14 protein-coding genes are annotated in these 14,363 nt (G+C 69.7%); 6 read left to right on the plus strand and 8 right to left on the minus strand.

The window, feature by feature from the left end; translation table 11 throughout:
• The 3 genes from QLQ83_RS02765 to QLQ83_RS02775 form a co-directional block, all read right to left on the minus strand.
• Window positions 1-464: transposase (locus tag QLQ83_RS02765; RefSeq protein WP_282733626.1), on the minus strand; the 464-nt coding region annotated here is incomplete at its 3' end.
• Window positions 465-557: 93 nt separating this feature from the next.
• The gene (gene bhcR, locus QLQ83_RS02770; RefSeq protein ID WP_282734043.1) at window positions 558-1,382 is read right to left on the minus strand and encodes an HTH-type transcriptional regulator BhcR; all 825 of its coding nucleotides are present in this window, start codon (window positions 1,380-1,382) and stop codon (window positions 558-560) included.
• Between the two features lie 106 nt (window positions 1,383-1,488).
• Window positions 1,489-2,274 (minus strand): enoyl-CoA hydratase, encoded by a 786-nt coding sequence (locus QLQ83_RS02775; protein ID WP_282734044.1) that lies wholly within the window; start codon window positions 2,272-2,274, stop codon window positions 1,489-1,491.
• Window positions 2,275-2,373: 99 nt separating this feature from the next.
• Here QLQ83_RS02775 and QLQ83_RS02780 point away from each other — a divergent pair, with 99 nt between their 5' ends.
• Complete coding sequence (locus tag QLQ83_RS02780; protein WP_282734045.1) at window positions 2,374-3,639, plus strand: amino acid deaminase; 1,266 nt, start codon at window positions 2,374-2,376, stop codon at window positions 3,637-3,639.
• Between the two features lie 57 nt (window positions 3,640-3,696).
• Here the strand turns inward: QLQ83_RS02780 and QLQ83_RS02785 are convergent, their stop codons facing one another.
• The 3 genes from QLQ83_RS02785 to serA all read right to left on the minus strand — a co-directional run bounded on the left by QLQ83_RS02785 (window position 3,697) and on the right by serA (window position 8,049).
• The gene (locus QLQ83_RS02785; RefSeq protein WP_282734046.1) at window positions 3,697-5,040 is read right to left on the minus strand and encodes a uracil-xanthine permease family protein; all 1,344 of its coding nucleotides are present in this window, start codon (window positions 5,038-5,040) and stop codon (window positions 3,697-3,699) included.
• 60 nt (window positions 5,041-5,100) lie between these two features.
• Window positions 5,101-6,456 (minus strand): 8-oxoguanine deaminase, encoded by a 1,356-nt coding sequence (locus tag QLQ83_RS02790; RefSeq protein WP_282734047.1) that lies wholly within the window; start codon window positions 6,454-6,456, stop codon window positions 5,101-5,103.
• A 342-nt stretch (window positions 6,457-6,798) separates the two neighbouring features.
• Window positions 6,799-8,049 (minus strand): phosphoglycerate dehydrogenase, encoded by a 1,251-nt coding sequence (serA, locus tag QLQ83_RS02795; RefSeq protein ID WP_282734048.1) that lies wholly within the window; start codon window positions 8,047-8,049, stop codon window positions 6,799-6,801.
• A gap of 249 nt (window positions 8,050-8,298) precedes the next feature.
• On the opposite strand from serA, the gene QLQ83_RS02800 reads away from it, so the two are divergent.
• The 5 genes from QLQ83_RS02800 to QLQ83_RS02820 all read left to right on the plus strand — a co-directional run bounded on the left by QLQ83_RS02800 (window position 8,299) and on the right by QLQ83_RS02820 (window position 12,934).
• Window positions 8,299-8,583 carry an exodeoxyribonuclease VII small subunit gene (locus QLQ83_RS02800; RefSeq protein ID WP_282734049.1) on the plus strand — a complete coding sequence of 95 codons (285 nt, stop codon included), beginning with the start codon at window positions 8,299-8,301 and terminating at the stop codon, window positions 8,581-8,583.
• Window positions 8,570-9,457, plus strand: a complete 888-nt coding sequence (locus QLQ83_RS02805) for a polyprenyl synthetase family protein (protein WP_282734050.1) — start codon at window positions 8,570-8,572, stop codon at window positions 9,455-9,457. Before QLQ83_RS02800 ends, QLQ83_RS02805 begins: the two co-directional genes overlap by 14 nt.
• A gap of 15 nt (window positions 9,458-9,472) precedes the next feature.
• Window positions 9,473-11,383 (plus strand): 1-deoxy-D-xylulose-5-phosphate synthase, encoded by a 1,911-nt coding sequence (gene dxs, locus QLQ83_RS02810; protein WP_282734051.1) that lies wholly within the window; start codon window positions 9,473-9,475, stop codon window positions 11,381-11,383.
• Between the two features lie 28 nt (window positions 11,384-11,411).
• Window positions 11,412-12,170: a co-chaperone DjlA gene (djlA, locus tag QLQ83_RS02815; protein WP_282734052.1), complete on the plus strand. Its 759-nt coding sequence runs from the start codon at window positions 11,412-11,414 to the stop codon at window positions 12,168-12,170.
• Between the two features lie 134 nt (window positions 12,171-12,304).
• Complete coding sequence (locus QLQ83_RS02820; RefSeq protein ID WP_282734053.1) at window positions 12,305-12,934, plus strand: glutathione S-transferase family protein; 630 nt, start codon at window positions 12,305-12,307, stop codon at window positions 12,932-12,934.
• Between the two features lie 7 nt (window positions 12,935-12,941).
• On the opposite strand, the gene trhA is transcribed toward QLQ83_RS02820, so the two are convergent.
• Both trhA and ribA read right to left on the minus strand, forming a co-directional pair.
• A complete protein-coding gene (trhA, locus tag QLQ83_RS02825) occupies window positions 12,942-13,613 on the minus strand; it encodes a PAQR family membrane homeostasis protein TrhA (RefSeq protein WP_282734054.1) in 672 nt (223 codons plus the stop codon).
• Between the two features lie 48 nt (window positions 13,614-13,661).
• Complete coding sequence (gene ribA / locus QLQ83_RS02830) at window positions 13,662-14,297, minus strand: GTP cyclohydrolase II (protein ID WP_282734055.1); 636 nt, start codon at window positions 14,295-14,297, stop codon at window positions 13,662-13,664.
• Between the last annotated feature and the right edge of the window lie 66 nt (window positions 14,298-14,363).

Below are 14,363 nucleotides of genomic sequence, written 5' to 3' on the forward strand. Positions count from 1 at the left end.
AGATAGGCATTCTCCGCCCGCAGATATGCCAGCTCCTCGAGCAGCTCCTCATGGGAGCGCTCACCATCGGAGGGAGGCTCGGGCGGTGGAGATGGGGGCTTCTGGGGCATCGGGCGGCGTCCCGTACGTTTCGGTTCCAAGGCGATTAGGCCACCACTATGGTACTGGCGCTCCCATCTGCCAATAGCGCCAGCGGCACGGATATCAAACAGGGCCTCGGTCTGCCGGATCGACAAGCCGTCGCGCCACATCCTTTCCAGCACCTCGCGCTTGAACGCTGGGCTGTAGTGACGGCGTGTCTGGCACAATCCTGAAGGCCCATGCTGCCGGTACTGCTCCACCCATCGCCTGACCATGGAATAGTCCAGACCAAAGTGGTGGGCGACCACTTCTAGGCCGACATCCCCATCCAGGTATTGCTGCACCACTTGCAACTTAAAGTGGTCGCTGTACTGGTTCCTCATAGAAACACCCCGAAGGTTGAATTGGGTGTCCAACTTTCGGGGTGCAGTTCACAAGGCCGGGCGCTGTCGTGTCGGTCAGGGGCAGGGCGGCGGTCAGGCCGTCGGGACCTTGCCGCCTAACCGCGCGGTGATCTCGGCGGCGGTGTCGCGCACCAGGGCACCCAGCTCGGCCAGCCGCGCCTCGGGGATGCGGGCCTTGGGGCCGGAGACCGAGATGGCGGCCAGCGGGGTGCCGTGCTCGTCGTGGATGCAGGCGGCCACGCACTGCAGGCCGATGGCGTGCTCCTCCCGATCGCAGGCGAAGCCCTGGCGGCGGATCTCGGCCAGTCCCTCCCTCAGCGACTCGGGGGTATGCAGGGTGTTCTCGGTGACGCGCGCCAGGCCCCGCTCGTCGAGGATGCGCTCGAACTCGTCGTCCGGCAGCCAGGCCATCAGCGCCTTGCCGACGCCCGAGGCGTGAAGCGGGGCCCGGGAGCCGAGCCGGGTGATCATGCGCATCATCTGCGGCGACTCGCTCTGGGCCAGGAAGACCGCGGTGCCGTCGTCGCGCACGCCGAGGTTGGCCGTCTCGCCGGTCTGGACGGTGAGGCGACGCAGGAAGGGGCGGCTGGTGCCGACGAAGTCGCGGGCCTCGAGGAAGCTGTTGCCGATGCGGAAGGTCTTGACGTCGATCTTCCACACGCCGAGCTCGCTGTCCTGGGCGACGAACCCCTGGCTCTGCAGGGCCTGCAGCAGCCGGTGGGTAGTGGAGGGGGCGAGCTCCGCCTGCTCGGCCACCTCGGAGAGGGCCAGGCCGCCGGGGCTGGCCGCCAGGCGCTCGAGCAGGTTGAGCCCGCGCACCAGCGACTGGCTGTGGCCGCTGGTGCTCTTGCCCGACCCGGCGGGCCGTCCCGCTGTCCTGCGCTTGCCTTCGCTCACCCGGATTGTCCTCCTGCCGCATTCTCTCGAGGCCACAGGATACCGTGTCAGCTGGGCGCTGTCGCGGTTGCGGAAATGGCTTCCATCCAGCGATGACGTCGCGATCTCAGCGATGTCGCCACTCGGGCGGGCGCTTCTCGATGAAGGCGTCGATCCCCTCGCCCGCATCCTCGGCCATCATGTTGCAGGCCATCACCTCGCCGGCATAGGCGTACGCCTCGTCCAGCGGCATGGCGAGCTGGCGGTGGAACATGGCCTTGCCGGTGCGCACCGCGACCGCGCTCTTGGCGCAGATGCTGGCGGTTAGCGCGCCCACCGCCTCGTCGAGGGCCTCGTCGTCGGCGACCCGGTTGACCAGCCCCCAGTCGCGGGCCTGGTCGGCGTCGATGAACTCGCCGGTGAAGAGCATCTCCATGGCTCGCTTGCGGCCGACATTGCGTGAGAGTGCCACCGCCGGGGTGGAGCAGAACAGCCCGGCATTGATGCCCGAGACGGCGAAACGTGCCGAGCGTGCCGCCACGGCCAGGTCACAGCTGGCCACCAGCTGGCAGCCCGCGGCCGTGGCGATGCCCTGCACCCGGGCGATCACAGGCACCGGCAGGTCGACGATGGCCTGCATCAGGGCCCCGCAGCGCGCGAAGAGCTGCTGGTAGTAGGCCTCGTCGGGGTTGGCACGCATCTGCTTGAGGTCGTGACCGGCACAGAAGGCGCGGCCCTCGGCGGCGATCACCACGCAGCGCACATGCGCGTCGTCGGCCACGCGGTCGAGCTCGCCGCCCAATGCCTCGAGCATCTCCTCGGAGAGTGCGTTGAAGTGCGTCGGCCGGTTCAGCGTCAGGGTGGTCACGCCGTCGAGATCGTGGCGGCGTACCAGGGGGCTGTCATCCTGCATCGTGGGGACTCCGGTGGAAGGAAGAGCCTCCAGCCTAGCGCCCCGGGCAGCGCTTTCGTTAGGCTTGCGACCAAAGACGGTCCCTGGCGAGGAGTGCCCATGAGCGACGTTTCCCCCGAGTCCACCGCCTTCCTGGCGGACCCCACCCGCACAGAGCACAAGGGGGTGCCCGAGACCGGCCTGCGCCTGCTGGCGGACGTGAGCCTGCCGGCGGCGGTGTTGCACGAGGCATCGCTGGCCCACAACCTGGGCTGGATGCAGGCCTTCTGCGACGACCACGGCGCCTTGCTGGCGCCCCATGGCAAGACCACCATGGCCCCGGCGCTCTTTCGCCGCCAGCTGGAAAGCGGCGCCTGGGCTATCACCCTGGCCACCGCTCCCCAGTGCCGGGCCGCCTTCGCTCATGGCGCGACGCGCCTGCTGCTGGCCAACCAGCTGGTGGGGCGGGCCAACATGGCCATCGTGGCGGACCTGCTCGAGGCTGGTGCCGAGCTCTGGTGCCTGGTGGACTCCGCCGACAACGCCCGTGAGCTGGACGCCTTCTTCGCCGGGCGTGGCCTGCGCCTGCCGGTGCTGATCGAGCGGGGGGTGCCGGGCGGGCGCTGTGGCTGTCGCGGCCGCGAGGAGGTGCTGGCGCTGGCCGACGTGGTCCACGAAGCGGCCGGCCTCGAGCTGTCCGGCGTGGAGGGCTACGAGGGCCTGGTCCAGGCCGAGGCGGAGGCGTCTCCGGAGGCGGCGGTGGCGGCCTATGCGGCCGACCTGGTCGACACCCTCACCGCCCTGCAGCGGGCCGGCCGACTGGCGGTGGCGCGGCCGCTGGTCACCGCCTCCGGGTCCGCCTGGCACGACATCGTCGCCGAGGCCTTCCGCGATGCCGGGCTGGACGGCCGGGTCCGAAGGGTGATGCGTCCCGGCTGCTACGTGACACACGACCACGGGCTCTACGGCGAGGCCCAGGCCCGGGTGCTGGGGCGTCGGCCGACCCTCGGCGAGGGGCTGCGCCCGGCCCTGGAGGTCGTCGCCCAGGTGCAGTCGCTGCCGGAGCCGGGGCTGGCCATCGTCGCCATGGGGCGTCGCGATGTCGGCGGCGACCGCCTGCCGCTGGCGCTGCGCCGCTATCGCGAGGGCGGGACGGCGGACCGGACATTGTCGGTCGAAGGCTGGCGGGTGGAGAAGCTCATGGACCAGCACGCCTTCGTGCGCCTGCCCGAGGTGGCGGGCGACAGGCGTGTAGGCGACGTGCGTGTGGGCGACATCGTCGCCTTCGGCATCTCCCATCCCTGCCTGACCTTCGACAAGTGGCGGCGCCTGTGTCGGGTCGACGCGTCGCTGGCGGTGGTCGAGGTCCTCGAGACCTGCTTCTGACCCACAGCGCACGATGCCCCGCCGCCTCGACGAGGTGGCGGGACGGGCTCGTCGACCTCAGACGTCGCTGCGGAAGGGACGCTCCTCGTGGGGCAGGATCAGGTTGAGGACGATGGCGCAGAGCGCGCCGGGAATCAGCCCCGACTCGATGATCGCCTGGAGGTTGTCGGAGAGGTCGGCGTAGAGCCCCTCCTGGGCCGGCAGGCCGATGGCCGCCGACAGCGAGACCCCGATGATCACCATGTTGCGCTTGTTGAAGCTGATGTGGGAGAGCATCTTGATGCCGGCGCTGGCGATCATGCCGAACATGATCACCACCGCCCCGCCGAGCACCGCATTGGGGATGCTGGAGACGATGGCGCCGAGCTTGGGCAGCAGGCCGGCGATGACCAGGAAGCCGCCGCCGATGGCCACCACGTAGCGGCTGACCACGCCGGTCAGCGCCACCATGCCGACGTTCTGGCTGAAGCTGATCTGGGGGAAGGCATTGAAGATGGCGGCGAAGACGCTGGCCAGGCCGTCGGCCATCACCCCGCCGGAGAGCTCCTTCGGAGTGGGCGCGCGATCCAGCCCCCCGGCGGTGGTGCCGGCGATGTCACCGATCGACTCGGCGCAGGTCACCACGGCCAGCAGCACCACCGGCAGCACGGCGGCCCAGTGGAACTCCAGGCCGATGGCCAGCGGCGTGGGCAGCGAGAGCCAGGCGGCGCCGCCGATGGCGGAGAAGTCCACCAGGCCGAAGGCCGTGGCCGCGGCGTAGCCGACCAGCAGGCCGATCAGCGGGGCCGCCTCCGACCAGATGCCGCGACCGAACTGGTGCAGGCCCAGGGTGATGACCAGCACCAGCCCCGCCAGCAGCAGGTGGTGCGAGGCCCCGAAATCCTCGGCGCCGAAGCCGCCGCCGACATAGGCCAGGCCCACCGGCATCAGCAGGGTGCCGAGCATGATCACGAAGGTGCCGGTGACCACCGGCGGGAAGAGGAAGCGGAACCAGGGCAGGAAGAGCCCCACCAGGGCCATGGCGACCCCGCCGCACAGTGCCGCGCCCAGGGCCGCCGGCAGCCCCATGCCCACGGCGATGGGGATCAGCACCGGCACGAAGCCGAAGCTGGTGCCCATGACGATGGGCAGGCGGGCCCCGATGGGACCGAGCCCCAGGGACTGCACCAGGGTCGCCACCCCGGCCACGAACATGGCGGCCTGGATCATGAAGGTGGTCTGCTCCGCGGAAAGGTCCGCGGCACCGGCGATGATGATGGGCACGGTGACGTTGCCGACGAACATCGCCAGCACGTGCTGCAGTCCCAGGGGGATGGCGCGCCCCAGGGGCGGCATGGCATCGACGTCCTGGGTGCTGCGCACCCGGTGCTCCGTGGTTGCGGCGCTGGACTCAGTGGTCATGGGGTGTCTCCTGTTGTCGTTGTTGGAGGTGGTTGAGAACAGAGGGAAACGGGAAGGGAATCAGAGCGACCCACGCAGCTCGCTGGCGGCCTGGTCATGCCGGGCCAGCAGGGCATCGAGGTCGACCTCCCGTGGCCGGCCATCGATCAGGCGCCAGCGCCCGGCGACCATCACCCGGTCGGCGCGGTGGGCTCCGCACAGCAGCAGGGCCGCGACCGGGTTCTCGGCGCCGGAGAAGCGGGCCTCGTCCAGCCGGAACAGCGCCAGGTCGGCCTGCTGGCCGGGCGCCAGCCCGCCGATGTCGGTGCGCCCCAGGCAGGCCGCCGAGCCGCGGGTGGCCCAGCGGATCACGTCGTCGTGGGACACCCGGCTCGGCGAGTAGCGCAGCCGGCCCAGCAGCAGGGCCTGGCGCATCTCCTCGGCCAGGTTGGAGTGATCATTGGAGGCCGAGCCGTCCACCGCCAGGCCCACCGGGCAGCCGGCGGCCTCGAGCTCCAGGGTGCGGCACATGCCGGAGCCCAGCACCATGTTGGACGACGGGCAGTGGGCGATGCCGGTGCCGGCCTGCCCCAGGCGAGCGATTTCGGGGTCGGTGAAGTGGATGCCATGGGCCAGCCAGGTGCGCGGCCCCAGCCAGCCGGTGGCCTCCAGGTAGTCCAGCGGGCGCATGCCGAAGAGCCGCTGGCAGTAGGCCGTCTCGTCCTCGGTCTCGGCCAGGTGGGTGTGCAGGCGCACGTCCTTTTCCTCGGCCAGTCGGGCGCTCTCCTGCATCAGCTCGCGGCTCACCGAGAAAGGCGAGCAGGGGGCCAGGGCGATGGTGGTCATGGCGCCGTCGCCACGCTGGTGGTGGGCGTCGATGAGCCGGCTGCTCTCGTCGAGGATGGTGGCCTCGTCCTGCACCACCGACTGGGGCGGCAGGCCGCCATCGTCGCGGCCCACGCTCATCGAACCCCGGGTCAGGGCGGCACGCACACCGAGGCGGCGGGCGGTCTCCACCTGGACGTCGATGGCGCTCTCCAGCGCGCCGGAGAAGACGTAGTGGTGGTCTGCCACGGTGGTGCAGCCGGACATCAGCAGCTCGACCATGGCGAGTTCGCTGGCGAGTGCCAGCTGGCGCTCGGTGAGGTTGGCCCAGACGTCATAGAGGGTCGTCAGCCAGGGGAAGAGTTCCTTGTTCAGGGCCGGCGAGTAGGCCCGGGTCAGGGTCTGGTAGAAGTGATGATGGGTATTCACCAGCCCCGGTAACAGCACATGCGCCGAGGCGTCGAAGACCTCATCCACCGGCGTTGTCGGTGCGGCACCAGCGGGCACCGCTTCCACGATACGTCCTCCCTGAATCACCACGCCGCCGGCGGCGTGCGCATCGCTGCAGGCGAGCGGCCGGCGGATCCACAGGGTCGGGTTGGGCTGGGGCATGTTGTCCTCCCGGTGGGCCGTCGAGCGGCCGCTGAATGGACAAAGGGTTACCCAAGCATGGCCGGGCAGCGGCGTCTTGGTTCAGGTGCCTTCGACATCATGTGTGTACTTACGGTGTCAGCCAATGCACGGCATATATTGTGTACAAAATGGGAGGCTTCGGGACAACTGTCAAGACCGTGATACTCAACGCTCCTCCGCTCGAGAGCGGACCGGTTGGCATGGTCTTGTCAGGAGGGGAAGGCGTGCAGGAAAGCAAGCCTGCTGCGGGCACCCCATGCATGAAAAAAGAGCCGCCGCGTCATCGACGCGGCGGCTCCGGTCTGCCGGAATGAGACGGGGTCAGTCGGCGTAGCGGCTCTCGGAGTAGAGCACCCGCACGCGCAGGGTCTGCTTCACCTGGCGCAGGGCCTCCAGCGCCCGCGAGCCGTAGGCCTTGTCCACGTCGATGACCACGTAGCCGATGCGCTCGTTGGTCTGCAGGTACTGGCCGAGGATGTTGATGTCGTTCTCGGAGAGCACGCGGTTGATCTCTGAGAGGACCCCGGGCACGTTCTCGTGGATGTGCAGCAGGCGGTGCTTGCCCGGGTGGGCCGGCAGGGCCACCTCGGGGAAGTTAACCGAGCTGACGGTGGTGCCGTTGTCGGAGTAGGTGACCAGCTTCTCGGAGACCTCGATGCCGATGTTCTCCTGGGCCTCGAGGGTGGAGCCGCCGATGTGCGGGGTGAGGATGACGTTGGCCAGGCCGCGTAGCGGGCTCTCGAACTCCTCGTCATTGCCCTTGGGCTCCACCGGGAAGACGTCGATGGCGGCGCCGTTGAGGCGGCCGGCCTTCAGGGCCTCGGCCAGGGCCTCGATCACCACCACGCTGCCGCGGGAGGCGTTGATCAGGATGCCGCCCGGCTTCATCAGGGCGATCTCGGCCTCACCGATCATCCAGCGGGTGGAGGGCAGGTCCGGCACGTGCAGGCTGACCACGTCGGCGCGGGCCAGCAGTTCCTCGAGGCTGGCCACCTGGCGGGCGTTGCCCATCGCCAGCTTGGTCACCACATCGTAGTAGATGACGTCGAAGCCCAGCGACTCGGCGAGCACCGAAAGCTGCGAACCGATGCTGCCATAGCCGATGATGCCCAGCGACTTGCCGCGCGCCTCGTGGGCGTTCTTCGCCGACTTCAGCCAGCCGCCCTGATGGGCGCGGGCGCTCTTCTCAGGGATGCCGCGCAGCAGCATGATCGCCTCGGCCAGCACCAGCTCCGCCACCGAGCGGGTGTTGGAGAAGGGGGCGTTGAAGACCGGGATGCCGCGCACCAGGGCGGCATCGAGATCCACCTGGTTGGTCCCGATGCAGAAGCAGCCCACCGCCACCAGCTTCTCGGCCGCGTCGAAGACGCGCTCGTTGAGCTGGGTGCGCGAGCGGATGCCGATGAAGTGGACGTCGCGGATCCTCTCGATCAGCGTCGCCTCGTCCAGCGAGGTCGGCAGGTGCTCGATGTTGGTGTAACCGGCATTGAGTAGGTTGTCCACCGCGCTCTGGTGGACGCCCTCGAGCAGCAGGATCTTGATCTTGCTCTTGTCCAGGGACGTTTTGGCCATGGTCGATTCAACCCCTTCGTCGGCGCGCGCCGCATGCATGTGTCATGAAGATGCTGAAGAGCCTGGGGCCCAAGGGCAGGCTCGAAACAGGGCCGATAGCTTACCACAGCCGCCATGAGCGAGGATGAAAATGCTAAGCGCCATGGATGAATGGCATGCAAGTTGTCCGGGGGCCGGCCGGGGCAGACGACCCCCCGGGGAGAGCGTGTATACTGTCCGCCCATGAACCAGCCACCAGCGAGAGAGGCGATGGCGGAACAGCACAGCCAAGGCAGCGGCGACGAGCCGGCACCGGCCGACTTCGCCGCCACCGTCGAGCGGCTCGAGCAGCTCGTCGAGCGACTGGAGTCCGGCGAGCTGTCCCTGGAGGGGTCGCTGGCCGCCTTCGAGCAGGGGGTTCGCCTGACCCGCGACGCCCAGCGTCGGCTCGACGAGGCGGAGCTCAGGGTGCGCACCCTGACCGAGGGCGAGGCCGGCGGCGTTGACCTGCAGCCCTTCGCCGCGCCCTCCGCGGAGGACGATGGTGAGCGCTGATCGCCTGGCAAGCCAACTGATCGCGGATCGTTCCCGGGTCGATGCCCGTCTCGAGGCGCTCTTCGCGGCGCGCTCGGCTCCCTCGCCGCGCCTCGAGGCGGCCATGCGCCACGGCCTGCTGGTGGGCGGCAAGCGGCTGCGGCCGGTGCTGGTCTATGCCGCCGGTCGCGCCCTGGGGGCGGCGGACGACGACCTGGATGCCCCGGCCATGGCGCTGGAGCTGGTCCACGCCTATTCGCTGGTCCACGACGACCTGCCGGCGATGGACGACGATGACCTGCGCCGCGGCCAGCCCACGGTGCACCGGGCCTATGACGAGGCCACCGCGATCCTCGCCGGTGACGCCCTGCAGGCCCTGGCCTTCGAGGTGCTGGCGCGGGCCGCCCCCCCCCGGCTGCCGGCATTGGTCGCCGGCCTGGCCGGGGCCGCCGGGCGAGACGGCATGGTGGCCGGCCAGGCGCTTGACCTCGCCGCCGTCGGCGGGCATCCCGACGCGGCAGCCCTGGCGGCCATGCATGGCCTCAAGACCGGCGCGCTGATCCGCGCCGCGGTGCGCCTCGGCGGCCTGGTCGCCGTCGACGAGGCCGACCCTCGGCTGGTCGCCCTGGACGCCTATGCCGATGCCATCGGCCTGGCCTTCCAGATCCACGACGACGTCCTCGACGTGACCGGCGACACCGCCACCCTGGGCAAGACCTCCGGGGCCGACGCCGCCCGGGCCAAGCCCACCTACCCGAGCCTGCTGGGGCTCCAGGGCGCCCGCCGACGGGCCGACGAGCTGGTCGAGACGGCCGTGGCGGCCCTGGCGCCGCTGGGCGAGGCCGCCACTTCCCTGGCCGACCTGGCCCGCTACATGATCGAGCGTGACCATTGACACTACAGGGCCCACATGAAGCTGTTCGATGACATTCCCGTCGAGCGTCCGGCCACGCCGCTGCTCGATACCCTGGACGCTCCGGCCGCGCTGCGCGCGATGAATGCCGGCCAGCTGGCCCAGGTGGCCGACGAGCTGCGTGCCTACCTGCTCTACAGCGTGGGCGTCTCCGGCGGCCATTTCGGTGCCGGCCTGGGCGTGGTGGAGCTCACCGTGGCCCTGCATCAGGCGCTGGAGACCCCCTTCGATCGCCTGGTATGGGACGTGGGCCATCAGGCCTATCCCCACAAGATCCTTACCGGGCGTCGTGAGGCGATGACCGGCATCCGCCAGCATGGCGGTCTCGCCGCCTTCCCGCGGCGGACCGAGTCGGAGTACGACACCTTCGGCGTGGGCCATTCGAGCACCTCGATCTCGGCCGCCCTGGGCATGGCCCTGGCCGCCCGCACCCGCGGCGAGCAGCGCCGGGTCTGTGCGGTGATCGGCGACGGTGCCCTGACCGCCGGGATGGCCTTCGAGGCCCTGGCCCATGCCGGCCACGTGGATGCCAACCTGCTGGTGGTGCTCAACGACAACGAGATGTCGATCTCCGAGAACGTCGGCGGCATGGCCAGCTACCTGGCACGCATCCTCACCAGCAAGCCCTACACCAGCATGCGCGAGGGCGGCAAGCGGGTGCTCTCCCACCTGCCCGGGGCCCTGGAGCTGGCGCGCCGCACCGAGGAGCACATGAAGGGCATGATCAGCCCGGCCACGCTCTTCGAGGAACTGGGCTTCAACTACATCGGGCCCATCGACGGTCACGACCTGCCGCTGCTGGTACAGACCCTGCGCAACATGCGCGATCTGGAGGGGCCCCAGTTCCTCCATGTGAAGACCTGCAAGGGCAAGGGCTTCCTGCCCGCCGAGGCCGACCCTATCGGCTATCACGCCATCACCAAGCTGGAGAAGAACGGCGAGACGCCACCGCCGCTCAAGCCGGCCAGCCCGCCGGCCAGCAGCAAGCAGAAGTACTGCCGTGTCTTCGGCAACTGGCTGTGCGACATGGCGGCGGTGGACGAGCGCCTGGTCGGCATCACCCCGGCCATGCGCGAGGGCTCCGACCTGGTGCGCTTCTCGAAGGAGTACCCGGAGCGCTACTTCGACGTGGCCATCGCCGAGCAGCATGCGGTGACCCTGGCCGCCGGCCTGGCCTGCGAGGCCATGAAACCGGTGCTGGCGATCTACTCCACCTTCCTGCAGCGCGGCTATGACCAGCTGATCCACGACGTGGCGGTGCAGGCGCTCGATGTCACCTTCGCCATCGACCGCGCCGGCCTGGTGGGCGAGGACGGCCCTACCCACCACGGCAGCCTGGATCTCTCCTACCTGCGCTGCGTGCCGGGGCTGGTGGTGCTGGCTCCCGCCGATGAGGCCGAGTGCCGGGCGATGCTCAGTGCCGCCTACCACCATCCCGGCCCCGCCGCGGTGCGCTACCCGCGCGGCACCGGCCCGGGCGTCGCGACACCCGACCACCTCGAGCCGATCGCGATCGGCCGCGCCGAGTGGCGGCGTCGTGGCAGCGGCAACGCGACGCGGGTGGCCCTGCTGGCCTTCGGCAGCCTCAACGGCCCGGCGGCGGAGGTGGCCGAGCGCCTCGACGCCAGCCACCTCAACATGCGCTCGATCAAGCCGCTGGACCGTGACGCCGTGCTGGCCGCGGCCGACGAGCACGACCTGCTGGTGACCCTGGAGGAAAACGTGGTCGCCGGAGGTGCCGGCAGTGCGGTCAACGAGCTACTGATGGCCGAGGGAGTCCAGGTGGAAGTGCTCAACCTCGGGCTGCCCGATGCCTTCGTCGAGCACGGCAAGCCCGCCGAACTGCTCGCCGAGTGCGGCCTGGACGCGGACGGCATCGAGGCCTCGATCCGCGCCCGGCTGCCCTGACACGTCACGTCTTTCTCACGAGGTTGCGATGCTGTTCCTGATACTGATCGGTGCCCTGCTGGGGCTCGCCATCGGCGGCCCCATCGGCCTGCTGGTAGGTGGCGCCCTGGGCTACGGGCTGGGCAAGGGCCTGCGAAATCGGCTGATGAAAAAGCTGGTCGGCGTCCAGTCACAATTCCTGGAATCGACCTTCGCCGTCATGGGGTGCCTGTGCAAGGCCGATGGTCAGGTCTCCGAGGACGAGCTGGAAGCCTCACGAAAGCTATGGGATCGGCTGCGGCTCAGCGAGGCCCAGCGCGCGCAGGCCCGCGCCGACTTTACCCGCGGCAAGAGCCCCGACTTCGACCTGGACGCCGAGCTGGCCAGGATTCGCCGCATTGCGGCACACCAGCCCGCGCTGCGCCAGGTCTTCCTGCAGGTGCAGCTGGCCGCGGTCGCCGCCGATGGTGAGCTGCACCCCGCCGAGCACGAGATGCTGATGCGGGTCGTGCGGGGCCTGGGGTGCAGCGAGGCCGAGATTGCCCAGATCGAGGCCATGCTGCGCGGCGGCCCCCGGGGGGCGGGCGAACAGGGCCCGTCGCTGGAGGATGCCTACCGTGTGCTGGGCGTCGAGCAGGATGCCAGCGACGCCGAGATCAAGAAGGCCTACCGCCGCCTGATGAGCGAGAACCATCCCGACAAGCTCGCCGCCAAGGGACTGCCCGAGAGCATGCGCGAGGTCGCCAAGGAGCGCACCAGCGAGATCGGCAGCGCCTACGAGCGCATCCGCAAGGCCCGCGCCGCCTGACGCTGGCCAGGCGGCCGCTTCCCTCCCCCTCCCGAGCCGCCCGCATCCCATGCCCGGTGCTGGCATCTGCCTCGCCACCGGCGGCGTGCTGCGCTAGCGTATCGGGATCGATGGACTGCCCACGGAGTCGCCCGATGATTACCCTGTACAGCTTTCCCTCCTCCCGTTCGCTGCGGGTCGCCTGGACCCTGGAGGAGCTGGGGCTCGACTACGCCTGCCAGCACGTGGACCTGGCCGCCGGCGAGGCCCGGCAAGGCGCCCATCTCGACCGCCATCCCGATGGCAAGGTGCCGGTGCTGGTGGATGGCGACCTGACGCTGTTCGAGTCGGCGGCGATCTGCCGCTACCTGGCGGAACGCTACGGCGAGCCGGGGGGCCTGCTGCCGGCCTCCCTCGAGGATCGCGCCCGGGTCGACCAGTGGCTGTTCTTCACCACGGGCGAGCTGGAGCAGGCGCTCTGGACCCAGGCCAAGCACAAGTTCGCCCTGCCCCGGGGGCGGCGTGTGCCGGCGGTGTTGCCCACCGCGGCCTGGGAGTTCCAGCAGGCACTCGAGGCCCTGGCGCGGCGCTTCGAGGGCGAGGGCTGGCTGGTGGGCGACCACTTCAGTCTGGCGGACCTGCTGCTGGGGCACACCCTGAGCTGGGCGGTGCAGTTCAAGACCCGCCTGCCGGCGGCGCTGGAGGCCTACCGGCAGCGCTGCGCTTCCCGCCCGGCCCTGGCCAGGGCGGTGGCCCGGGAGCGTGCCGCGGCCGAACCGGCGTGAGGCACGCTCAGGCCGCGAAGGGCAGCACCGCGGTGTAGACCGCGAAGTAGTGGCAGGTGCTGCCGCCCATGACGAACAGGTGCCAGATCGCGTGATTGAAGGGGATGGCGCTGATGGCATAGAAGGCCACGCCCAGGGTGTAGGTGACGCCGCCGGCGACCAGCAGGGCGAGGCCGGTATCGGACAGGCGGGCCGCCAGTTCGTCGCCGGCGAAGACGACCAGCCAGCCCATCACCAGGTAGATGGCGACCCGCAGCCCGGCGAAGCGGTGCGGCCAGGCCAGCTTGCAGGCGATGCCGGCCAGGGCCAGGAACCAGACGGTGGCGAACAGCGTCCAGCCGGTCGGACCGCGCAGGTTGACCAGCAGGAAAGGCGTGTAGGTGCCGGCGATCAGCAGGTAGATCGCGCAGTGGTCGAGCGACTGGAACAGGCCCTTCAGCCGCGGGTGGCGGACGCCGTGGTAGAGGGTGGAGGCGGTGTAGAGCAGCACAAGGCTGAATCCGTAGAAGCCGATGCCGACGAGTTTCCAGGGATCGATCCGGGTGGCCATACTGGCCAGCACGAGCAGCACCACGACCCCCACGAGGCTGAGCGCCGCGCCGATGCCATGGCTGATGCTGTGCACCAGTTCCTCGAGGCTAGTGAAGGGTGTCTCGTCGTCGCGGGTGGGGTGCGTCATCGGGGAGCCTCCTGTCGAGGAGCCAGCCCGATGCCGGGACCCGGTGGCTCAGGGCTTGCGCTCGATATCCACGTCGCTGGCCTGGGTGAAGTCGCCCAGCGCCATCATGTGGCCCAGCTTGCCGGCCTTGGTGGTGAGGTACTGCTCGTTATGCGGGTTTAGACCGGTGGTCAGCGGAACGCGTTCCACGACCACCACGCCGGCCTGGGTCAGGGCGTCGACCTTGCGGGGGTTGTTGGTCATCAGGCGCAGCGCCTTGACCCCCAGATGGTCGAGCATCGGCACGCAGAGATCGTAGCGGCGCAGGTCGGCGGCGAAGCCCAGCTGCTCGTTGGCTTCCACGGTGTCGGCGCCGGCATCCTGGAGGTGATAGGCACGGATCTTGTTGAGCAGGCCGATGCCGCGGCCTTCCTGGCGCAGGTAGAGCAGCACGCCCCGCCCTTCCTCGGCGATGCGCTTGAGCGCTTCCTGCAACTGGAAGCCGCAGTCGCAGCGCATGGAGAAGAGGGCATCGCCGGTCAGGCACTCGGAGTGGACCCGTCCCAGCACCGGTTCGCCATCGGCCACGTCGCCCAGGGTCAGGGCGATGTGATCCTTGCCGGTGGCATCGTCCTCGAAGCCATGCATGGTGAAGGTGGCCCAGGGGGTGGGGAGCCGGGAGGCGGCGATGAATCGAATCGTCACGATGTACCTCGGTGGAAGACCACGGCGTTGCCGACGGGTGGAGGGCCATTCTATCAGGAAGGCCTG

It is taken from the genome of Halomonas rhizosphaerae (genome assembly GCF_030010555.1).
GTDB classification, from domain to species: Bacteria; Pseudomonadota; Gammaproteobacteria; order Pseudomonadales; family Halomonadaceae; genus Halomonas; species Halomonas rhizosphaerae.